A 23,518-nucleotide genomic window follows, 5' to 3' on the forward strand; every position below is an offset into this window, starting at 1 on the left:
AGGTATAGTTATATCTTCCTTTCGTTTGATGAAAATTGAAAAGAGAAAGAGGTATAAACTCTTTCTCTTCTTTCTCTATATTAATTCACCTTTAACCATAACTAAACGGTCTTTTGGTTTTCGAGCAATAACTTCAGCAGAAGAAACTGCATCAAAAAATACGAAACTTGCATCATCTTGAACTTCTGGCCAAACTTTTTTGCCGTCCTCATTTAAAGCAACTACTCCACCAGTAACCCATTTAAGTGCATTTCTTAGTGACTTCTCATCAATTTTCCGGGTAAGTTCACAAAAGCGTGTAGCTTTTTCTAATACATCACCCGTGCCATATGGACTCCATGAATCGTAAAAACCGTCACAACCGAAGTGTACTTTTACACCATGTGCATCTAATAAGTCGATCGGTGGGATTACTCGATTAATATTAATTGGGATAGTAGACATAATGGCTACATCCGATTCAGCAAGACGGTTTGCGACAACAACTTGCTGAGGAACAGGGATATCTCCAAGGCAGAATGAGTGACTCAAAGCAGTTCGCCCTTGATAATTTGCCTGTTCCACTATATCAATCCACTTATCTGCAGTATAATAACCTACGAATCCACCGTCATGTAAGTGAATATCAACATCAGCATCAAACTCAGTTGCGATATCCATCACTTCGTGAAGAGATTTTTCGATGGCATTATCAATTCCTGCAGGATCTAATCCTCCAACCATTGTTGCTCCATTTCTCATTGCTTCTCGCATTAATTGAGGTACAGATTCACGTAATAATCCATGCTGTGGGAATGCGATAATATCAGCAGTTACTTTGCCTTTGAATGAATCAAGTGCAGCAATAACGCCTTCTAGATTTTTTAGCCCAATATACGGATCAATATTCACATGTGTGCGAATATGCGTTGATCCATATTGTAATAAAGTTTCAATCATTTTTGTAGCTCGTTGCTCTGCGCTATCAGCTAAAATAGATAACTCTTTTGCTTCGAAATCTAGTCGTTCCTTTAAGTTAGCGACTGGAGTACATGCTTTCCAGTCTAACGTCATATATGTTTTATCTAAATGATTATGCATTTCTTTAAAGGTAGGAAGTGCAAGCTTACCATGCATATCCAACACTTCATGGCCAACAGGGATTGTTTCATTTGCTGCTAATTGTTCTACAATTTTCCCGTCTTCTACTTTTAAATGAAATAAAGTGGTTTCTGTTTCAACTGTTCCATTGTCTAATACTCTTTCTCCGGTTTCTAATTTAACATTAGAAAGCCATTTTACTTTACTCATTTTGTAACCTCCTTCGCTAGAACAGCCTCATTTGTATATGCAATATTTCCTTTTGAAATAACATGTGTTATAGGGCGTCTTCTAGCTACTGCTTGAGCTGAACATACGGCATCGAGGAGAAGTACATTTGCTAAATCTCCTTTTTGGGGCCAAACTCTAGTTCCTAAATCGTTAAGAGGGGTAATCCCACCAGAAGCGTATTTCCAACAACGATTTAAGGAATATTCGTCTATAAATTTAAATCTTTCTGCTAAAATACTTAATTTTTCTACTGTATCGCCCGTACCAAAAGGGGACCAGTGATCCGTTAAGCTATCATGACCTACAGAAACGAATACTCCATTTTCATGTAAATAAGGAATTGGAATTGTAGGGCGGTTGATTGGAACAGTCGACGTTACGTCTATTTTTGCTTCAGCTAGCACTGCTACTAGCTCTTCTAATTCTTTCCCATGAAGATCGCCTAAAGCTATTGCGTGGCTTATCGTAACTTGTCCTTCTTTTTTAGCTTGTTTCGTTAGTTCTGCAAGTTTATAAAACTCAAAAGCACCAAGTGAGTTCGGATCATGAATATGAATGTCTATTCCACTTCCAGATTCGACTGCAATATCCATTGTAGTGTTAAGTGAATGGTCAATATTGCGGTCGATAGTGGCTGGATCAACACCACCAACTAATGTAGCACCCATTTTCATAGCTTCTCTCATTAATGGTTCTACTTTTGAAAGCAATAACCCATGTTGTGGAAATGCAACGATGTCATATGTAACCTGGTCTTCAAACTTTTTGAAAGCTTCTTTTGTAATTTCAATATGTTTTGTTCCGATTTGAGGATCCACATTACAATGAGAGCGAATATGTGTGTGTCCTTGTGAAATTAGCCACTCAATCATGTTTTGCGCGCGGTTTAATGCAAAGGGAAGTTGGGCTGGCAGTAATTCCTGCTCTTCTTCAATTCTCGTTAGAATTCCTTTAGTTATAGGCTTACATGCTTTCCAAGGACCACTAAAATACGTTTTATCTACATGGATATGCATTTCTCTGAAGGAAGGCATTAGTAATTTGCCGTTAGCCTCAATTATTTCAAAATCAGAGCTTTTCATATTTTTTTCTATTTCGATAATTTTACCATCTTGAATTAGGACATCAAATAGATCTGTTTCGGTTTGAACAACTCGTCCATTTTCATAAGTAAAGCCAGTTTCAATGCGAGCATTTTTGATAAGTAGAGATTTCATCTTTTATCCTCCCAATAAGTTCAAAGAGACTGGAATATTACCAGTCTCTTTGAAGTGTATTATTTTACTGTCACTTCATTTAAAATCAGGTAATTCGAAGCGTCTAATCTAAAGTTTTTTACATTGTTATTATATACCGCTAAAAGCTCGTAGTTTCTAATTGGAACATAAACAGCGTCGTCCATTTCAATTTGCATTGCTTGTTTATAAATTTCTTGTCGTTTACTTGGCTCAGTTTCTACACGACCTTGTTCGATAAGCTTATCTACTACAGGGTTTTGGTAATAGAAATGGTTCCCTGGTGCACCAATAGATGCTGAATGGAAGAGGTTATATTGATTGTAGTCTCCATCACCAGTCGCGTTACCCCAACCGCCAATAAGCATTTGATGATCTCCATTTTCGATTTGCTGAATATATGAACCGTATTCCATTACTTGAATTTCAACATCTACTCCAATACCTTTAAGTTGAGATTGAATAACTTCAGCCATATTAATTCGTTCTTTACGGTCGCTCGTTAATAAAGTAACTTTGATACCTTTATCGTAACCAGCTTCTTTTAATAAAGATTTTGCTTTGTTTACATCATACGGATATGCCTTAACGTCTTTGCTATATCCAAATACTTGTGGACTCATCGCAACGTTAGCAAGTGTTCCAACGTTATTGTAAACGCCTGATATAATAGCTTCTCTTTCAATTGCATAACTAACTGCTTGACGGACTTTTACATTGTCAAAAGGAGCTTTTGTCGTGTTAAAACCTACATATTCTACTGCTAAACCATCCGTTCTGAAAAGGTTCATCTTATCGGAATTCTCAATTCGATCAATTTCAGTAACAGGAACCTGATCGGAAATATGTGCTTCACCGCTTTCGACCATAGCCAGGCGAGTAGCATCTTCTGGAACCACTTTGAATACTACACTATCCACTTTAACTTTTTCTCCCCAATAATCATTGTTTTTATTAAGGGTTATTTCTTGGCCAGATTTCCATGAATCAAATACGAAAGGTCCAGTACCAACTGGATGTGTTGCTAATTGATCAGGAGTTTCATTAATCATTTTAGGGCTAAGAATGCTTCCTTCACTGCTTGCTAAAATAGAAAGTAATGGAGCATATGGTGTTGATAATTTAAGTGTTACATGTGTATCGTCTTTTACGATTACTTCTGAGATCATTCCTAATTTATCTTTCTGAGGTGATCCTGTTGCCGGGTCTAATAATCGATCAAATGTAGCTTTTACTGCTTCTGCATTAAATGGCGTGCCGTCATGAAACTTAACACCTTCTCTTAATGTGAAATCCCAAGTTAAATCATCTACTTGATTCCATTCTGTTGCAAGTAATGGAGCAAAATTTCTGTCTTTATCAAAAGCAAGTAGCGTTTCATATACTTTTCCGTGAACAACATTGGCGGAAGGTATATCTGTAATGAAATGTGGGTCAAGACCAGTTGCATCTGATAAACGCACTACAACAAGTTTTCCTCCTGATTTATCTCCAGTTGCGGATTGGCTTTCTTCTTTTTCCTCGCTTTTACTTGAACTTCCTGTTGAACATCCTTGCATAATTAGCATCAATATAGACATTAATGCGAAAAACTGTATCCACTTAAACTTCTTCATTGAGTTTCCCTCCATAAAAATTTATTTGTGTTCCTAATTTTCAATTATAAATAATAGAATTAATATTATTTTTAAAATCTTTACTATTTTTTAAAGTATTTCGACTATTCTTTTTATGTCTATTTACATTCTCTCTTTTCTTATATATCGTGATGTTACCTTATAACGAAAAGGAAGCAGAACGAGGGGGTTAATTAAATGACAATTAATAATACCGAAGTAAATTCAGCAAAGTTAATCTTGGCAAGAAAGAAAATTCGAAAAGAAAAGTGGAAAACATTCTTTATGACTATTGGTCAAAATAAGGCGGCTACGGTAGGAGGAGTAATAATTCTCCTATATATATCGCTCACTATATTTGCACCTATATTATCCCCATATGATCCGTATGAGATTAATCTTCCAGACAAGTTACATTCTCCATCTATGGCCCATTGGATGGGAACAGATGATAAAGGAAGAGACATTTTAAGTCGAATCTTATATGGCTCTCGATTGTCATTAGGAGTGGGTTTCTCCTCCGTTTTTTTTGGAGCGTTTTTTGGAATAACTCTTGGACTTGTCGCTGGCTACTATGGTAAATGGGTCGACACAATCATTAGTCGTTGTTTAGACGTGATGCTTGCTTTCCCAGGAATCTTATTAGCATTAGCAATTATTAGTGCACTAGGTCCCAGTCTGATAAATGTAACAATCGCAGTAGGAGTCTTTTCTATTCCTTTGTTTGCAAGAATTGTTCGAGGATCGACGATGGAAGTGAAAAAACTCGAATATATAGATGCTATTCGGACATTAGGAGCAAATGATTTCATTATTATTTTTCGACACATTTTCCCAAATATATTATCGCCGATCATTGTTCAAGGTTCTTTACGACTAGCTACAGCTATATTGTCAGCAGCAGGATTGTCATTTTTAGGGCTAGGTGCACAACCACCATCACCTGAATGGGGTGCAATGCTTTCTAGTGGAAGAGATTTTATTTTCAGTGCTCCTTATATGGCAATTTTTCCAGGTCTGATGATTGCGATTTTAGTATTGGGGTTTAACTTATTTGGAGACGGTTTGCGCGATGCTTTAGATCCAAGGACGAAAAAATAAAAGGGGGATTTCTTATGTTTTTATTTATTTTGAAACGTTTAGTGCAAATAGTTCCTGTCATATTAGGTGTCACTTTAGTCGTTTTTTTAATAATGCAAATGGTACCAGGTGATCCAGCTGTCATTATGGCAGGTGAAGGAGCATCAAAGGAAACGGTTAATGAACTACGAGAAAATTTAGGATTAAACAGACCACTTTATGAACAGTATTTTTCATACGTGGGAAATGTATTTAAGGGGGATTTAGGAAATTCTCTTAAAAATAACCAACCTGTTTTGGATGAAATTATGATTCGCTTACCTATTACAATGGAGCTTGCATTTTTTAGTATTATGATCACAATCGTACTCGGGTTAATCGCAGGAATTATTTCCGCGGTAAGGCCATACTCATTTTCTGATATTAGTGTAATGGTTGTCGCATTAATCGGAATATCACTTCCAAGTTTTTGGTTAGGTTTATTGCTGATGTATGTATTTTCTGTGAAGCTACAGTGGCTACCGGTAGCTGGATGGGATAGTACAGCGCATATTATTCTACCCGCAATTACACTCGGAGCAGGGGGGGCAGCTATTGTTGCCCGTATGACTCGTTCAAGTATGCTCGAGGTAGTTGGGCAAGACTATATACGAACAGCGAAAGCAAAAGGTCTTAAAGGACATGTCATTATTTATAAGCATGCTTTAAGAAATGCATTAATTCCTGTTATTACAGTTGTAGGGCTACAATTTGGTAGTTTACTTGGTGGTACTGTTTTAGTGGAGTCTGTATTTGCTATAAATGGATTAGGTCGGATGATTGTCGATGCAATAAGAACAAGAGATATTCCAATGGTACAAGGCGGCGTACTAGTTGCTTCTTTAGTTTTTGTCTTCGTGAATCTGTTAGTAGATGTTATGTATAAAGTTTTCAATAAACGAATCGATTTGAACTAGGGGGGATAAAAAATGACAAATGAAGTTGTTTTAGAAGTAAAAAACTTAAAAACACATTTTATATCCAATAAAGGTACGGCAAAAGCTGTAGATGGCATAGATTTTGTTTTAAGAAAAGGCGAAACGATGGGGATAGTTGGAGAATCAGGATGCGGAAAATCTATGACTTCGCTATCTATTCTTCGATTAATACCATCACCACCAGGGAAAATTGTCGATGGGCAAGTATTATTGAAGGGACAAGACCTAGTGACAATGTCTGAAGAAGAGATACGAAAAATAAGAGGAAATCGCATTTCGATGATTTTTCAAGAACCAATGACTAGTTTAAATCCAGTTATTCCTGTAGGTGAGCAAATCGCGGAAGCGCTCCGATTACACCAAGGATTGTCCAAAAAACAAGCATGGGATAAATCAGTAGAAATGATTGGTCTTGTCGGAATCCCTTCACCTGAAAAAAGAGCGAAGCAGGAACCCTTTCAACTAAGTGGTGGTATGCGACAAAGAATTATGATTGCGATGGCATTAGCCTGCACTCCTGAAGTTTTAATTGCGGATGAGCCAACTACTGCGTTAGATGTAACGATTCAGGCTCAAATATTAGAAATCATGAAAGATTTACAAAAGAAAATTGGCATGGGCATTATTTTCATCACACATGATTTAGGGGTTGTTGCTGAAATGTGTGATCAAGTTGGCGTAATGTATGCGGGGCAAATTGTAGAACATCAAGATACAAAGGATCTATTTAAAAACCCTTTGCATCCTTATACACAAGGCCTAATCGGATCCCTTCCAAAGTTATATGAAGATCAGGAAGAACTGCAAATTATTGAAGGGACTGTACCGAGTCCATATGAATATCCGGAAGGTTGTCGATTTGCGGAAAGATGTCCGTTTGCAAAGGATATTTGTATCCAAAAGCAACCAAATCTTATTCAGTATGATGAAAATAGCAAAGTTAGATGTTGGAAGTATTCAGATGAATGGCAAGATAGTTTAACAAAAGAGGGGGTAGCGCTATGAGTAATCTTCTCAAAGAGAAAAATCCATTGTTAAAAGTCTCAGACTTAAAGCAGCACTTTGCATTGAAAAAAGAGGCAATCTTCCAACAGAAACAAGTTGTAAAAGCAGTTGATGGTATTAACTTTGATTTGTATCCTGGAGAAACATTAAGTATTGTAGGTGAATCAGGATGCGGGAAATCGACAACTGGAAGATCTATTTTACGTTTAGATGAGCCGACTGATGGAGATGTATTATTTAAAGGTGAATCTCTTTTGAAAATGAATAAAAAAGAGTTACGTAATGTTAGAGGAAATATTCAAGTGATTTTCCAAGACCCATATGCTTCGTTAAACCCAAGAAGAACGATACGTCAAATGTTAGAGGAAGCAATGGCGATACAAAAAGTACTCCCTCCTAATAAGAGAGAGGCTAGAATGTTAGAACTGATGAAACATGTTGGTTTACGTCCAGAGTATTTGGAAAGATATCCACATGAATTTTCTGGGGGACAACGCCAACGAATTGGAATAGCAAGAGCGCTCGCGGTAAATCCGGAAATAATCATTTGTGACGAAGCAGTTTCTGCGCTAGATGTATCTATTCAAGCACAAATATTGAACTTGTTGAAAAAGCTTCAAAAAGAGTTTGATCTTACGTTTTTATTTATTTCTCACGATTTAAGTGTAGTTCGACATATTTCGGATCGTGTTATGGTTATGTACTTAGGGAAAGTTGTAGAGATTGCGGATAAATCATCTTTATTCAACAAACCGATGCATCCTTATACAAAAGCACTGCTTTCAGCAATTCCTGTAATAGATGAAACAAAGAGGGGCGAAAGAATTGTTTTAAAGGGAGACGTTCCATCTCCTATAAATCCTCCTGCAGGTTGTAGATTTCATACACGTTGTCCATTTGCTACGGAACGCTGCAAACAAGAAGAACCTTTATTAAGGGAAATAGATACTGGTCATTCCGTCGCTTGTCATTTTGCAGAGGAATTATTATCATAAAAAATGGTCACTTGTACGATTTACTAATTGTCATAATGAAGATACTATAATGGAATACGGTTATTTAAGAGAGGACGTATGCATCATGATGCCTTTGGAATCTTTTTCATTATACGTCTTGATTTGTGTATTAGCTCCTCTTGTAGGAGCTTTTACACTTTCATTTGTAATGATTTTTGAACGACAAATTGACAATCTGCAAAAAGAAGCTTCAAAGTTGGAATTGGAAAAAGAATTACAGCACGCAAATTACGATCAGTTAAATCAACAAATACAACCTCACTTTTTTTTCAATACGCTTAATACAATGTTAAGTTTAGCTCGGCTTGACCGTAAAGAAGAACTGATAAAAGGTTTAGAAGTAATGGCGAAGTTTTTTAAGTTTAAATATGTTACGCATGCTTCTCTTATTAAAGTGGAAGATGAAATTGCATATGTAAATAATTATTTAGATATCCAAATTTTACGTTTCGGGGAACGACTAGAAGTAACTAAAAATGTAGAAGCTTTTTGCGAAAATGCTTTATTGCCCCCGTTTATGATACAAACTATAGTCGAAAATGCATTTAAACATGGTTTTGAGAAGAATATGGGCCCTGCCCGTTTGAAAATAAATGTGTATTATTCAGATGGTTTTATGTATATAGAAGTATGGAATTCCTACTTTATTGAACCTATCAATGAAAAGAAAGAGTATAGCCCGCAAGAAGAAGGGTATGGAATTCGAAATATTCAAAAGAGATTAGATCTGTTATTTCCAGAACAAGTACATTATTTAAATATGAGATACATTGGTGATGAAACACTTGTTGAAGTGAAATTTCCATTAACCAAATAAATAAGAGAGAGGAGGAAGGGATTATGAATATTCTACTTGTAGATGATGAAACATTAGAGTTAGATCAATTGGAATATATTATGAAACCCCATTTTCCGAATTGGACGTTTTACAAAGCACAAGATGCGTCCATTGCTCTTCAAATAGCGGGTAAGATTAATATTTCTCTAGCATTTCTAGATATTCAAATGCCAGGAAAGAGCGGTTTAGAGCTGGCTAAAGAATTAAAGAAAAATTATACAATGGACATAATTATGGTTACAGCTTATCAATCGTTTGAATATGCTCAATCTGCCTTACGAATAGGGGTCAATGACTATTTAACAAAACCTATAGTAGAAACTGAATTGTTGGGATTGCTTGAAAAGTATAGAAAATGGATATCTCAAAATGACTCCATTCAAGAAGTTTTGCGTATTATTCGTGAGGAATATAACGAAAAACTTAGCCTTAGTATAGTAGCGAATCGAATACACTTGAATGCAACTTATTTAAGTCGTAAATTTTATGAAGAAGTGGGAATCGGATTTGCAGATTATTTAAATGCATATCGGCTCGAAATGGCGAAAAAAATATTATTAGAGCATAAAGAATTGAGTATGGCTGTTGTTTCTGAAAAAGCCGGATTTAACAGTCAGCATTATTTTAGTTCCATGTTTAAAAAACAAAATGGGATAACCCCATCGGAATATCGAGTAAATCCCAAAAAAGCGAAAGGTTTTGGAATATGAAAACCTATCGTCACTATATTACGGGTTCTTTAATTTTGGGAATTTCATCAGGAATGATAAGTCTTTTGGCACGATGGATCACAGGAAATACAATTCTGTCTTCACCTGAATCATTAGTGAAATACGGTCTTTTAGGTGGAATTGGTTATTCTCTAGTAGGTGCGTTTTCTATTTTTATGTTCGGAACATTTGCAAATAAAATTAGATTTAGATTTCCAGATGTAGAAACGATCGGGGATGTTTTTCAAGAGAGGCTCCGTAAAGATGGCTATTGGTTCATGACAATTATAATCTTATTCCTAGGATTAGATTCTTTATTCATGCAAGCGGTAGGAGCAGCCGTTTTATTTGATTTATTATTTAATATACCATTTACTGTTTCTCTATTTTTCTTCTTCTTTTATTGTTTTATCATAGCAGGGCTAGGTGGTATGAAGTGGATTCGAAAATTTGAAGGGATTTCTATTTTCTTTATTTTTGCTGCAATCATTTTCATTCCATTGTACTTTTTCATACAAGAAGGAGCTTTCAAAGTTTACGATGGCATTCGATTATATCATCCCTATTTGTTGTTTGCTAAAAACCATGAAGCATATTTTTTTATTGCGACGTTTATGTTAGTTGCCTGTGGACAAGTGCTTACAGATCGATCGACTTGGCAAAGATTATATATGATTGAACAGAAAAAAGTTCGTATTACTTTTTGGTCAACGGCGTTTGTTTGGAGCACGATACCTATAGCACTTTCTGCAATGCTGTTGATTGTTATTTTTGAAGGATCTTTTGGCGAAACATATACCCTTTTGTTTCAATTAATAACAAAAATAGATCCTATTTTTCTTTCGGTTTTATTCTTTTTATTTTGTTTTGGTGCTTTATCCACAACGATAAATGCGGAGATTCACGCTACTACGATTCATTTCATCAAGCATATTCGACTCCCTTTGAAAATCTCGATGACTGATCAGCAAATGAGGAAAGAATCGTATATTTTCTCTGGATTGTTATTGTTTTTTCTCTTAATTGTTACACATTTTGCTAAATTTAGTTTGCTAAATTTTCTTTTTTTCTATGGACATCTTTATGCTGCGTCTATTCCAGTCATGTTGATCATCATTTTTTCAAAACGTAAAATATCCAGGTTATTGCCTTATTCAATTATAGCTGGTTGGTTGATTAGTGTGACGCTATTTGGTGGTTTAACATCATTACAAACTATTTGGATAAGCTTCTTCCTATCTGGGGTTTTCTCCGTTCTATCAATGTTATTTGCACGAGTAGAGTTATTTTCAAGATATTCGAAGTAAATATTAAATGAATCATGTCTGTTGAAGCAATTTCATATTTCAAATTTAGTTCATAAAACACGAACAATATTAAAGTGAAATGTATGAGTATGTATAATATACTCTTCATAAATCAGCATGATTTCCGCTATAGGCAGACGCTTTCCGCGGGGTGAGAAATGAACCATCACCGCCGCATTCGCTTCGTTTGTGATGGCTCATCTGTCTCACTCGTCCCGCTGGAGTCGCCGCCTGTCGCTCCAATCAATAAATTAAGTATTGTTAGTGTTTTGATAATTAAATGCTATTTATGAAATTAACTCCTGTTGATTAAACAATTATAGGTAATTTTCTATCTCTGTAATCCCTCAATCGATAACGGCACTTTGACTAGCATTCTCTAAATTACATTTAGCTGCCTATCTTGTATTAGCTAGTCGAATTTGTCGCTTTGGTATTTGCTTTCCGCTTTGCGAGCGACGAGCCTTCTCCTATATTACCGCTTCTTGCAGTGTCTCACCTGTCTCGCTGTTCCCGCCTTCCGCTCCAATCCAATCCAATCCAATCCAATCAATAGTGCAATTAAGAAAGACAATGTGTTTCTGCGAAATAATAACTGGTACTTTTCTTTGTTTACCAATAGGGAAAGTGGAACTAGAGAAAAATAGATAGCATCCATTGATAAAGAAGTGCTGAGCGAACGAAATTGCATCTTCGTCCGCTTTTAAAAGAATAGGAAAAGATTAATTCTCTCATTATCCAAACCGTATGTACCTTATCTCTACATATTTCAAGATGGCGACGGACAAACATCTGTCACAAGATTACTGAAAAAAGTGTAGCTGGAAGAGACGCAGTCACTTCCAGCTAATCAATTCCAACGGTAATAGTGTAGTCGATGTTTTGCCCAAAGCACTCTGGAAATAGTAAAGACAAGGTGCACTTAAAGGACGCTTACGTTTTTCTTATTTAACTCTAACAATTTACTATTATCACTCAAAAGGTAAATAAAATTTAAAAAATAGTAATTATTCTGAAAATAATGTTTGTTTAATTTTTTTATACTTAAGATTAGTGCTAGAAAAGAGAGAAGGTGGGGAACAAGATGATTGATCTATTGTTGATTCATGGAACCGTCATAACGATGGATAAAGACAGAAGAATTTTGCAAGATGGTGCCGTTGCGATAAACGGTGGAAGAATTTTAGATGTAGATATAACGGAAGTTCTATTGGAAAAGTATGAAGCTAAAAAAGTGATGGATTGCAGTCATCATTGTATTTTGCCAGGATTTATCGATGCTCATGGCCACGGTGGTCATTCCATGTTTAAGACGATTGCGATGGAAGACTTTTGGATGCCGATTATAACAAATACGTATAAGCATTTTGTGACGGATGAGTTTTGGTATTATGAAGGGAAATTATCCTCTTTGGAACGTTTAAAGGCAGGAATAACGACAGGGGTTTCTGTTTTAGGGTCAATGCCACGATCAGATGAGCCGATCTTTGCGCTGAACCATGCGAAAGCTTACGCAGAAGTTGGTGTTCGAGAGGTAGTTTGTACTGGTCCATGTAATCCACCGTGGCCGCATTTATTTAGTCGATGGGTAGATGGCAAACAAATTACGAGAGAAGTTACGTACGATCAAGTATTACATGGTGCAGAAAGTGTCATTGAAGCATTAAACCATGCAAATGACGATCACACGAGAGCTTTTATCACACCATTTGTTATTGTCACATCTGTGGATCCATCCAATCCAACCTCGCCAGCAAAACTGTATGGATTAAATGAACATGATTTGTATCAAGCGAAGAAAATTAGACAGATAGCGAAGAAATATAATACGAGAATCCATTCTGATGCTTTTGGAGGGATGATTCATTTAGCGGTACAGGATAAAGAAAATGCTCTTTTAGGTCCGGATGTTCATTTACAACATTGCCGTGGTATTTCTTTTGATGAGGCAAGAATTTTAGCAGAGACAGGAACCAATGTAAGTGCCTCGCCAGGGTTTACACAAGTACAAGCAAGAACGCCTATTACGGAATTAATAGAAATGGGAGCAACAGTTGCCATATCAACAGATGGGACTTCACCAAGTACAAGTTTTGATATGTTCCAAGCAATGCGTAAAACCCAGTTTATTCACCAATCAGCTCTTAGAGATGAATATTATTTACCACCTGGAAAGCTGTTAGAAATGGTCACAATTGATGCAGCGAAATGTATTGGATGGGATGACGAACTAGGCTCTCTTGAAATAGGGAAAAAGGCAGATGTAATTACTGTAAATCTGCATCAACCACATCTAACTCCTGAGTTTATGCATGTCCATAGACTTGTTTATCAGGCTGTAGCTAGCGATGTAGATAATGTCATCGTAAATGGGAAAATCGTAATGGAGGGGAGAAACGTACGAACGGTCGATGAACTTATGGTGTTGGATGAAGCAAATGAGGAAGCATATGCAACAGTGAAACGTGCTGGACTTGAAAAACATATGCAACCTTCAAAATCCTTTTGGGGACAAGCACGAGAATATATTGATGAAAAGAGATATAACGAGGATGATTATAAATTTACCGTGACGAAAGGTGAGCATAAATGAAAACAAAGATTATAGGAAAATATGTCATTGGCTATGATGGCCAAGATCATGTCATTTTAGAGAATGCACAAGTGGTTTATGAAAACGACACGATTGTTTTTGTAGGAAAAGATTATTCTGAAACTGTAGATGAAGTGATAGATGTAGGAAATGCTGTTATTAGCCCTGGATTTATTGATTTAAATGCGCTCGGAGATATTGATCACGATATAGTTCATCTCGAAGCAACAATGTCCAAAAGTAAAAATCTTCTTTGGTCGGAACAGTTTGTACAAGAAGGACATGATGAATGGATGACAGAAGAAGAGGAAGCTTTTAAATCCCTTTATGCTTACTCCCAGCTTATATTGCATGGTATTACTACCGCTATGCCGATTACTTCAGTCTTTTATAAAAAATGGGCAGAAACATATGAAGAATTAGCTGCAGCTGCAGAACATGCTGCAAGCTTAGGATTAAGAATTTATCTTGGACCAAGCTATCAATCTGGCATAAGAGTAGTAGAACCAGATGGAAAGATCAAGCTTTTCTGGGATGAAGAAGCAGGTCGAGAAGGGTTAAAAAGAGCAGTGCAGTTTGTAGAAGAGTTTGATGGTGCGTACGATGGCCTGGTGAGAGGGATGCTTGCACCAGAGAGAATTGAATGCCAAACAGAAGAAAATCTCAAACAAACGAAATATTATAGTGAAAAACTGGGTGTTCCAATTAAACTCCATGCTGCACAGGGAAGTTTTGAATATAATACAATCGTTGAAACACATGGAGTTACGCCAATTAGATATTTATATAATATAGGATTTCTAGGTCCCAAAACAGGTATTCCACACGCTCATTTTATCGCTGGATATAGTAGTACAACGAATGGTGAAGGTGATGATATTGCCCTTATAAAAGAGACTAATGCGACAGTTATTCACTGTCCACTCATTATTGGTAGGCATGGAGACGCATTAGAATCTTTTGCGAAATATAAAAGATACGGTGTTAATATCGGCCTTGGAACAGATACATTTCCTCCAGATATGTTCCAAAACATTCGAACAGGAAGTATGCTTTCAAGACTTATAGACAAAAAAGTAGATGATTCTACCTACGCTGATTTTTATCGAGCAGCAACTCTAGGAGCAGCATCTTTTCTTGAAAGAGAAGATTTAGGGAGACTAGCTGCAGGGGCAAAGGCAGATATTATTGCAATTGATCTAGACGGATTTCATATGGGTCCTCTAGATGATCCTATTCGAACGATAATTGTAAGTGGAAGTGGAAGAGATGTAAAACTATCAATTATTAATGGACGAGTAGTTATGAAAGACCGAAAAATTCCAAATCTTGATTTGGATGATATCAAACAAAAAGGACAAAAGTATTATGACAAAATGAAAAAAGGATATGTAAAAAGAGATTACCAGGAGCTAGGAGAGGAACAATTACTGCTTCCATCTTTTACATATGTAGAGCGAATCGATTAAAAGAAGAAAAAATAATGAAAAATATAGTAAATAAATTTAAAATTAAAAATCTGAATATTTTTTATAATTAGAATAACCAAAACGGTTTATAAAATAAGGAGGAGAAGTAGATGAGAGGTAAGAAAAGTGCTACAAAATGGTTTTTAGTATTGTTACTGACATTACTAATTGCAGGTTGCTCTACAGGAAAAGAAGAGAATACTACTGAAGGTAGTAAGAATAGCTCAGCTAAAGATGGTAGCACTTTAGTGATTGCTCGTTTATCAGATGCAGAGAGTTTAGATCATCAGTTTATGTCCACTATCAATGCGGCAAGCATAACACATGGAAAGATCTATGAAGGGCTGGTAGGGCGTGATAAAAACGCAGAAATTCAACCTTTATTAGCAAAAGAGTATAAACAAGTTGATGATACAACATGGGAGTTTAAGCTTAGAGAAGACGTGAAATTTCATGATGGTACTGATTTCAATGCAGATGCTGTGAAAAAGACATTTGATCGTATGTTAGATCCAAATGTTGGTTCTCCTAAAGCAGCTCTGTTTAAAATGGTTAAAGAAGTGAAAGTTGTTGATGATCATACCGTACAATTTCTTTTATCTGAACCATATTCGCCATTACTTTCTATTCTAGCAAGTCATGAAGGTGGCATTATTAGTCCCAAAGCAATTGAAAAGTATGGCAAAGAACAAATTAAAGAACCAGATGGTACTGGACCATTTGTTTTTGAATCTTGGACGCCTGGACAAGAAATTGTTCTGAAGAAAAATGAAAGCTATTGGGGTACAAAAGCGAAAGTCGATAAAGTAGTATTTAAAGTAGTGCCAGAAGAAACTACACGTGTTTCGATGCTTGAAACTGGCGAAGCACAAATTGCTGAACCACTATCTGTACCGATGATGGAAACAGTAGAAGCTTCTAAAAACTCGGAAGTTTACCGTAGTGAAGGATTTGGAACAGAATATATTGGCTTTAATGTGAAAAATGAGAAGTTAAGTGATGTTCGAGTTCGAAAAGCGATTTCACATGCAGTAGAAATGGATTCTATTCTAAAAGGAGTCTATAATAACGTTGGATCAGAAGCAAACTCATTAATGGGTTCAAAAGTTTTTGGATATAACCCTGATATGAAAACATATGAATATAATTTAAATGAAGCGAAGAAATTACTTGCGGAAGCAGGTTATCCAGATGGCTTTGAAATAACGCTGAAAACAATGGATAGTAGAGAAAGAATAAATGTTGCGGAGGTTCTTCAATCCCAGTTAAAAGGAATTGGTATTAAACTGAATATCGAAGTGTTAGAGTATGGGACTTTTGTAGAACAAGTCAACGCTGGAAATTCTGAAATGTTTATTATTAGCTGGAGAAATGCAACTGGTGATGCTGATTATAACCAATACAATCTTTTTCATACAAATTCTATTGGAGGAGCAGGAAACACTTTCTTCTACAGTAACAAAGAAGTAGACGGGATTTTAGATGCTGCACGAATGGAAAAAGACCAAGAAAAACGAATTGAACTATATGCTAAAGCTCAAAAGTTAGAAATGGATGATGCTTTATATATTCCGATTCGCGTAATTGAAAACTTAGCAGCAACAGCAAAAGGAGTGGAAGGATTTTCAATTAGTCCTTCAGGCTATTTAGAAATAAACGATGTGTCGGTTAAATAACTCAACATGATTAGAGAGGGATATCCATATTGGATATTCCCTTTCACCATGTAATTCTCAAAAAAGAAAGGTGAATATATATGACTACTAGTTATTGGTTAAAGAATGTTCGACTGGAAACAGGATTTATGAAAGAAAATGAAAAAGTTATTGGCACAAAAACAAATTTGTTTCATCTGTTCATATTGGAAGGGAAAATTGCGAATATCATCCGTATGGAGGAACAGATTACGGATAATTTTCCTGTTAAGGACGCAAAAAAACTATTGCTACTCCCATCCTTTGTTGAAAAGCATGTTCACTTAGATAAAACGTATATGGGAGAAAAATGGAAGTCTTGTATTCCTGCTGCAAGCGTTGTAGAAAGAAGTACAAATGAAAGCAATATTTTGGCCTCACTACCTTCAAGTACAAAGGAACGAGCGGAAGCATTGTTGGAAGTATTATTATCCTACGGATCCACACATATTCGAACACATGTGGATATTTATCCAGAAGCAAAATTGAAAAACTTAGAAGGTGTTCAGCAAGCTTTGCGAACATACTCAGACAAAGTAAGTGCTGAAATCGTCGCCTTTGCTCAGCATGGGCTACTGCAAACGGGTACTTCACAATTGCTTAGAGAGGCAGTAAGAAATGGAGCAGGTATAGTAGGTGCAGTAGATCCAGCAACAGTAGATAATAATATTGAAGCATCTTTAGTTGAATTAATGGATATTGCAGTAGAAGGGAATGCAGATATCGATTTGCATTTACATGATCCAGGGCATCTTGGAAACTTTACGATGAAACGTCTTGCTTATTTAACAAAACAAGCGGGCTGGGAAGGAAGAGTAGCAGTCAGTCATGCTTTCGGACTTGCCGATGTTTCTACGGAAGAAGCATTTGAAATGGCGGGAATACTAAGAGAAGCTGGTATTTCAATTGTATCTAGTCTCCCAAATAGAAGAATAATGCCGATTAAGCTACTAGATGAATGTGGTGTGAATGTAGCGATAGGGAACGATAATATTTTTGATTCCTGGTGGCCTACTGGTAATGGAGATGTTCTAGAAAGAGCAAGTCGTTTAATCGAACATTTTAGATGGACAGATGAAGTTTCTCTAACGCAAATTTTAAAATTTATTACTGGTGGGAAAACAACATTAGACAAAGAAGGGAACCAGCTATGGCCTAAAATTGGAGACGAGGCAAGTATGCTACTATTCGATGCAAGCTGCTCGGCAGAAGTAATTGCCAGAGTTCCAAAGCGTAAAGCTGTATTTTATAAAGGAAAGTTAGTGCAAGGAGAGTAACAAGAAAGTTCGAAGATATGTGACTTCTATTTAAGACGTCCAGTTTTATATTACATTAACGAAAATAAAATCTTAATAAGGGTCACAAAAAATTGGTGTATAAATCAGGTGAACTAAGGATATATTCGTTTATTTATGAAGGTTTTCGGAGACTTGGAAGAATTGGAAATTATCGATATAATTATTTATATGAAAAGTTAATGCATAAGTTAGAAATTAGAATCACATTAGTGGTAGTAGTAAGTATTTGGAGGAGGGAATGTAGATGGAGGGAAAAGTATTATTCATAACTGGAGCGGCAAGAGGAATCGGCTTTGATATTGCAAAAGCATTTTCTAACGCAGGTGCCCATGTAGTTATATCTGACTTGTCTCATGAAGCAATTGATGAAGCGGTTGTTAAAATAAATGGCAATGTTAAAGGAATCGTATGTGACGTAACGAAAGAAGCGGACATTCAAAGAGCGATTAACTTCACCGTAGAAACTTTTGGGAGAATTGATATTCTTATAAATAATGCTGGTATGCAGCATGTTTCGATGATTGAAGATTTTCCTACAGAGAAGTTTGAGTTACTAGTAAAAATAATGCTTACTGCACCTTTTATCGCAATCAAACACGCATTACCTCAAATGAAAATACAAGGATTTGGACGAATTATCAATATGGCGTCGATTAATGGTGTGATTGGATTTGCAGGAAAAGCTGCTTATAACTCAGCCAAACATGGGGTAATAGGATTAACAAAAGTAGCTGCACTTGAAACAGCGGTTGAAGGCATAACGGTAAATGCAATATGCCCTGGTTATGTAGACACGGAGCTCGTTCGAAATCAATTCGTAGATTTAGCCAAAACTCGAAATATCCAAGTGGAACAGGTGCTGGAAGAGATTCTGTATCCGCTTGTACCGCAAAAGCGATTACTTGATGTTCAAGAAATTACGGATTTAGCATTATACATTGCAAGTGATTCCGCAAGGGGTATGACGGGACAAGCAATTATTTTGGATGGCGGCTATACTGCTCAATAATATGGAGAAAATGTACGCTTGGAGTCAAGATTATTCGACTTTGAGCGTATTTTTTTGTGAGTAGTTGGAATTTTGAAGAGTTTAGTTGGAAAAATAGATGAATTAGTTGGAATTTAGAAGCATTTGGTTGGAAAAATAAATACTTTAGTTGGAATTCACCTAAAATAGTAGATGATTTTTTCGTAAGAAATATGCCCAGAGTCGTTCGGTCCTTATTTTTCGACAAAATTCATGGTAGACTTAGATTTCAACTTATTGTATAGAAGGACGTGTTTTTGTGGTAGGACGTAATGATTCTTGTCCATGCGGTAGTGGAAAGAAGTATAAAAAATGTTGTGAGTCGAAAGAGACCATTACAATAGAAGAAGTTCAAATTGAAGAGCTAGAACGTATATTACAAACATTTTATGATGAGTATCCAGAAAGAAAAGATCTATCCGAATTCTCGGAGTTAGTGAAAATATGGAGTGAACCGTTAAAACAATACTTGGATCAAGAAATGATTGAAGCCATTGTAATGGATGAATTCTTTTTCCATCAAAAAAAAGAAATTTGGGAAGGTTATTTAGAAAAACAACGGAAGAAAGTGGTTCGCCCTTCTACTTTAAGTGTTTTAGAGCAGTGGGATGGACCACGTGTTTACATAGGTGAAGTGGTTGACGTTGATGACACTTATATGACGGTAACGCATATTTTGACGGAGGAGATTATTCGACTAAGACGTGAAAGTGAGAAGCCAGTCCCAGTTGGTATGCATGTTTATTGTTTCATATTGCCTGATGGAACATTTAAAGAAAACAATTATTTAGCTATTTCTAGCTTAGTATTCTTCCCGACAGATCATAAAGAGTTGTTTGGAAATTTTGCAAAACGATTTAAGTCACAAAATGACCAATCAGTTCAAGAATTTGTGAAGGAAAACGGAATAGATTTTTGGCGCGTACTTGGAGAAAATGGCTATGAAGGTGGGGAGTATACTTTCTTCGAAGCAGGTGTTCTACAAGTTGCTATGGATTTCTTAGTAAAACATAATCGTGCATATAATGACTTAATAGAAATAGTAGAAGATTATCTATTCGAACAACAACCGAAAGCGCGGAAGGAAGTGGCAATCGCTGCTGGGGCAATTCGCTTTGGGCAAGAAATTGGTTTATTTGAACCTTTAGAAATGACGGTTAAAGAAATTTCTGAGGCTTTTAATGTATCCACATCATCTTTAAATAAATATTACAATGATTTAATTACGTATTATGAACATACAAAGGTTATTAACTAAAATATTTAACGCCAAACAGAAGAAATTGTCTGCTTGGCGTTTTTGTATGCTAAATAATATTCCAGTTCAATATCATTGTTTTAACAGAGTAGGATACCTAATACTCTTTTTTTTGAGTGAAGTGTTCGGATGAATACTCTTCTTTCATTCCTTTCATTGGGGTATTGATAAAATTATCAAATTGCTTCGCCAGTTTGTCACGTGATTCTTTGTTTCGCATTAAGTATGCAGCTCCTAGTCCAATTGCAGTTAATGCTAGCTTGTTTTTCATCCTATTCGCTCCTTTCGTATTGCTATGTATGTTACCCTGTTTCATGTAAAATAAACTCATAATAAAACAGTGCGTCTTGATTAATGATAAGATAAGCTTAATTGGAAATGATATGAAAGAAAAGAGTTGATAAACTTTGAAAAAAATTTGGGAAATACCTTGGTTTTCGCGACTGATTAAAATAGTTCTTCCATTTTTAATACTAATTGTGTTCTACTTTGAATCAAATCAGGCACTAAAAAATTTAGACTTTTCTCTTTTGAAAAATAATTTTAATAAGTTAGCACTGAATCAGATAATAATTATTGTTTTTGCAGGGATCTTTGCGGTTTCCCCAATGGTTCTATATGATTTTGTTTTGCGTCGACATCTACAACTGAAAGTTCCAGTCAAAAAGACAATAGTTTATTCTTGGACATCTAACACCGTGTCAAACTTCATTGGTTTTGGCGGTATAGCAGGAATGATGATTCGTACTTTTTTTTATGGTCAACATGGCTACGAGAAAAAAGCGCTTGTGAAAGGAATAGGATTAATTACTTTATTTTACTTAACTGGTATGTCTTTGTTGAGCTGGTTGCCATTACTCGGAATTATTCATACACCTATTTTTGATCAAGTGAAATGGATTCACGTTGCCCTTTTAGGAATTGCACTATATTTCCCTATTTTGCTAATTAGTATAAAAAGGAAAAGAGATACACTCGCTCCAGAACGAATTAGTAGGAAAAGTATTTTTTCGTTAGCTGTTATTTCTCTTTTGGAGTGGAGTTTTGCTTTCATTTTGATTTATATAATTTCTGGTTTTCTAGGGGTTTCAGTATCTGTTCCAAGTATGTTTGCTACATTCATTGTAGCATCCTTCGCGGGTATAATAAGTATGTTACCTGGTGGAATAGGCTCGTTTGATTTGATGTATTTGCTTGGAATGGAAGGGATCGGAGTTCCAACTGGAACAACTCTCTTAATTTTGCTTCTATATAGAATTAGTTATTTTATCATTCCAGCTATATTAGGGGCAGTTACGTTATTAATTTATTTCTGGGGAGAGCTAAACCAAAAGTTAAATCGAATCCCAGCGATTATTTTGCAAAATATTAGTCATTGGTTTGTTACTATTTTTGTTTTATCGGCTGGGATCATTTTGTTATTATCCGCAGCAATTCCAGCTGCACTTGAAAGAGTAAAGTTGGCAAACGAAATTTTAGCTTTACCAGTGATGAATATGTCCCATAAGTTTACGGTTGGTTTAGGGATTTCTCTCTTAATGTTGACTAGAGGGATACAATATCGAGTGAAATGGGCTTACGATTTAACCTTAGTTGCATTAGTGGTTGCAGCAGTTTTCTCGTTATCCAAATGGTTTGACTACGAAGACGCGACTTTCGTATTAGTTGTTTTCCTCATATTACTCATGTCTAAGAAACGTTTTTATCGAGAAAATTTTGTGCCAACTTGGGGTAAATCCATAACAGATATTATTGGAATTACAGTTATTTTAGGAATATTTTTGTTTATTGGGTACGTAAATTTACCCTCATCAACGATATCCATTCCAGTGAAATTGCAACCATACGTTATAACAGATTCCACCGATTTATTTATTAGTGCAATTATAGGTGTCGTTCTTGCCATCTTGTATATGTCTATAGGTTACTTGCTCAACAAGCCGAGGCATTTTCCTTTTGAAAAATCTACAACATATGAAAGTGACATAAAAGAGCACCTCGACAAATATGGAGGTACAGTGTTATCTCATTTGATTTTCCTGCATGATAAATATATCTATTGGAATCAATCCAAAACAGTGATGGTTTCTTTTCAGAGGTACTCAGATAAACTAATTGTTTTAGGCGATCTAATAGGGGAGAAAAAAGATATTCTTCGAGCAATGGAGGAATTTCATGATCGTGCAAATTTATATGGCTATACGCCAGTTTATTATCAAGTTACTTCTAAAATGTTCCCGTACCTTCATGAAAATGGCTATGACTTTTTTAAACTAGGAGAAGAAGCATTTGTTAATCTTCCTACCTTTGATTTAGCTGGAAAGAAAATGAAAAATTTGCGTGCTAATAAAAATAAACTGGAGAGGGAAGGATATCAACTTAAAGTAATTCAACCCCCTCATTCAGATGAGTTTATCGCAAGCCTAAAACCAATCTCAGATGAGTGGTTGGATGGACGAAAAGAAAAAGGATTTTCTTTAGGTTGGTTTAATCCTTCGTATTTAAAATCAATTCCAATTGCTTTAGTAGTTGATAGAGATGGAAAAACGATTGCATTTTGTAATATAATGCCTGCTTACGATGGAGGAGAAATGGTTTCTGTTGATCTGATGAGATATGGAAAGAATGCTCCAAATGCCACAATGGATTATCTGTTTATCAAATTGTTTGAATGGTACAAAGAAGAAAATTATGTGAAGTTCAATTTAGGAATGGCTCCTTTGGCGAATGTCGGGCTTTCCAAATATTCATTTTTAACGGAGAAAATTGCATATCAAATTTTCTTATACGGCCAAGCGGTTTACCATTTTAAAGGATTAAAAATGTTTAAAGAAAAATATGCAGATCAATGGGAGCCTAAGTATTTGGCACTTCGAAAAAAATCTTCCTTGCCAATTACAATGGCACAAGTATCTTTGCTGATTGCTCGTTCGGGACCTGTCCATAAAAATAGATGGTGGACTATGTTTTCGAAATTTTATTGAAAAAATTACCGAAAAAGAATGTGAAGTGACGTACTTACTTCACGTTCTTTTTGATTTCTCCTGGTAATAGTGTAGCCAATGTTTCGTCCAAAGCACTCTG

The 23,518-nt window shown here is 35.8% G+C and carries 18 protein-coding genes; 14 read left to right on the forward strand and 4 right to left on the reverse strand.

The window, feature by feature from the left end:
* Positions 1 to 75: 75 nt before the first annotated feature.
* From ACEPXD_RS02335 to ACEPXD_RS02345, 3 genes are read right to left on the reverse strand one after another with little or no spacing between them, the layout of a single operon-like run.
* Positions 76 to 1,290, reverse strand: coding sequence for an amidohydrolase (locus ACEPXD_RS02335; RefSeq protein WP_391119576.1), 1,215 nt, complete (start codon positions 1,288 to 1,290; stop codon positions 76 to 78).
* Entirely contained in the window at positions 1,287 to 2,528 is a 1,242-nt protein-coding gene (locus tag ACEPXD_RS02340; protein ID WP_391119578.1) for an amidohydrolase family protein, read from the reverse strand. Before ACEPXD_RS02340 ends, ACEPXD_RS02335 begins: the two co-directional genes overlap by 4 nt.
* A gap of 59 nt (positions 2,529 to 2,587) precedes the next feature.
* Positions 2,588 to 4,162 (reverse strand): glutathione ABC transporter substrate-binding protein, encoded by a 1,575-nt coding sequence (locus tag ACEPXD_RS02345; RefSeq protein ID WP_391119580.1) that lies wholly within the window; start codon positions 4,160 to 4,162, stop codon positions 2,588 to 2,590.
* Between the two features lie 198 nt (positions 4,163 to 4,360).
* Here ACEPXD_RS02345 and ACEPXD_RS02350 point away from each other — a divergent pair, with 198 nt between their 5' ends.
* The 13 genes from ACEPXD_RS02350 (at position 4,361) to ACEPXD_RS02410 (ending at position 20,434) form a co-directional block, all read left to right on the forward strand.
* The gene (locus tag ACEPXD_RS02350) at positions 4,361 to 5,263 is read left to right on the forward strand and encodes an ABC transporter permease (RefSeq protein ID WP_391119582.1); all 903 of its coding nucleotides are present in this window, start codon (positions 4,361 to 4,363) and stop codon (positions 5,261 to 5,263) included.
* 14 nt (positions 5,264 to 5,277) lie between these two features.
* Positions 5,278 to 6,198 (forward strand): nickel ABC transporter permease, encoded by a 921-nt coding sequence (gene nikB, locus ACEPXD_RS02355; RefSeq protein ID WP_151698676.1) that lies wholly within the window; start codon positions 5,278 to 5,280, stop codon positions 6,196 to 6,198.
* A gap of 12 nt (positions 6,199 to 6,210) precedes the next feature.
* A complete protein-coding gene (locus ACEPXD_RS02360) occupies positions 6,211 to 7,224 on the forward strand; it encodes an ABC transporter ATP-binding protein (RefSeq protein WP_391119584.1) in 1,014 nt (337 codons plus the stop codon).
* Positions 7,221 to 8,219, forward strand: coding sequence for an ABC transporter ATP-binding protein (locus tag ACEPXD_RS02365; RefSeq protein WP_391119586.1), 999 nt, complete (start codon positions 7,221 to 7,223; stop codon positions 8,217 to 8,219). The genes ACEPXD_RS02360 and ACEPXD_RS02365 overlap by 4 nt, the downstream gene beginning before the upstream one ends.
* An 85-nt stretch (positions 8,220 to 8,304) precedes the next feature.
* A complete protein-coding gene (locus tag ACEPXD_RS02370) occupies positions 8,305 to 9,057 on the forward strand; it encodes a sensor histidine kinase (protein WP_391119588.1) in 753 nt (250 codons plus the stop codon).
* Positions 9,058 to 9,080: 23 nt separating this feature from the next.
* Positions 9,081 to 9,788 carry a response regulator transcription factor gene (locus ACEPXD_RS02375; protein ID WP_391119589.1) on the forward strand — a complete coding sequence of 236 codons (708 nt, stop codon included), beginning with the start codon at positions 9,081 to 9,083 and terminating at the stop codon, positions 9,786 to 9,788.
* The gene (locus tag ACEPXD_RS02380) at positions 9,785 to 11,095 is read left to right on the forward strand and encodes a hypothetical protein (protein WP_391119591.1); all 1,311 of its coding nucleotides are present in this window, start codon (positions 9,785 to 9,787) and stop codon (positions 11,093 to 11,095) included. The genes ACEPXD_RS02375 and ACEPXD_RS02380 overlap by 4 nt, the downstream gene beginning before the upstream one ends.
* 1,084 nt (positions 11,096 to 12,179) lie before the next feature.
* Entirely contained in the window at positions 12,180 to 13,688 is a 1,509-nt protein-coding gene (locus ACEPXD_RS02385) for an amidohydrolase family protein (protein WP_391119593.1), read from the forward strand.
* Complete coding sequence (locus tag ACEPXD_RS02390; protein WP_391119595.1) at positions 13,685 to 15,157, forward strand: chlorohydrolase family protein; 1,473 nt, start codon at positions 13,685 to 13,687, stop codon at positions 15,155 to 15,157. Before ACEPXD_RS02385 ends, ACEPXD_RS02390 begins: the two co-directional genes overlap by 4 nt.
* A 110-nt stretch (positions 15,158 to 15,267) precedes the next feature.
* Positions 15,268 to 16,833, forward strand: coding sequence for a glutathione ABC transporter substrate-binding protein (locus tag ACEPXD_RS02395; RefSeq protein WP_391119597.1), 1,566 nt, complete (start codon positions 15,268 to 15,270; stop codon positions 16,831 to 16,833).
* Positions 16,834 to 16,913: 80 nt separating this feature from the next.
* Complete coding sequence (locus ACEPXD_RS02400; protein WP_391119599.1) at positions 16,914 to 18,128, forward strand: amidohydrolase; 1,215 nt, start codon at positions 16,914 to 16,916, stop codon at positions 18,126 to 18,128.
* A gap of 265 nt (positions 18,129 to 18,393) precedes the next feature.
* Entirely contained in the window at positions 18,394 to 19,158 is a 765-nt protein-coding gene (locus ACEPXD_RS02405; protein ID WP_391119601.1) for a 3-hydroxybutyrate dehydrogenase, read from the forward strand.
* A gap of 277 nt (positions 19,159 to 19,435) precedes the next feature.
* On the forward strand, positions 19,436 to 20,434 hold the full coding sequence (locus ACEPXD_RS02410; RefSeq protein WP_391119603.1) for a YecA family protein: 999 nt from the start codon (positions 19,436 to 19,438) through the stop codon (positions 20,432 to 20,434).
* Positions 20,435 to 20,531: 97 nt separating this feature from the next.
* On the opposite strand, the gene ACEPXD_RS02415 is transcribed toward ACEPXD_RS02410, so the two are convergent.
* Positions 20,532 to 20,705: a hypothetical protein gene (locus tag ACEPXD_RS02415; protein ID WP_391119605.1), complete on the reverse strand. Its 174-nt coding sequence runs from the start codon at positions 20,703 to 20,705 to the stop codon at positions 20,532 to 20,534.
* Between the two features lie 136 nt (positions 20,706 to 20,841).
* Here ACEPXD_RS02415 and mprF point away from each other — a divergent pair, with 136 nt between their 5' ends.
* Complete coding sequence (gene mprF / locus ACEPXD_RS02420) at positions 20,842 to 23,418, forward strand: bifunctional lysylphosphatidylglycerol flippase/synthetase MprF (RefSeq protein ID WP_391119607.1); 2,577 nt, start codon at positions 20,842 to 20,844, stop codon at positions 23,416 to 23,418.
* Positions 23,419 to 23,518: the final 100 nt, after the last annotated feature.

The organism is Psychrobacillus sp. L3, from assembly GCF_042945595.1.
In the GTDB taxonomy this organism is placed as follows: Bacteria; Bacillota; Bacilli; order Bacillales_A; family Planococcaceae; genus Psychrobacillus.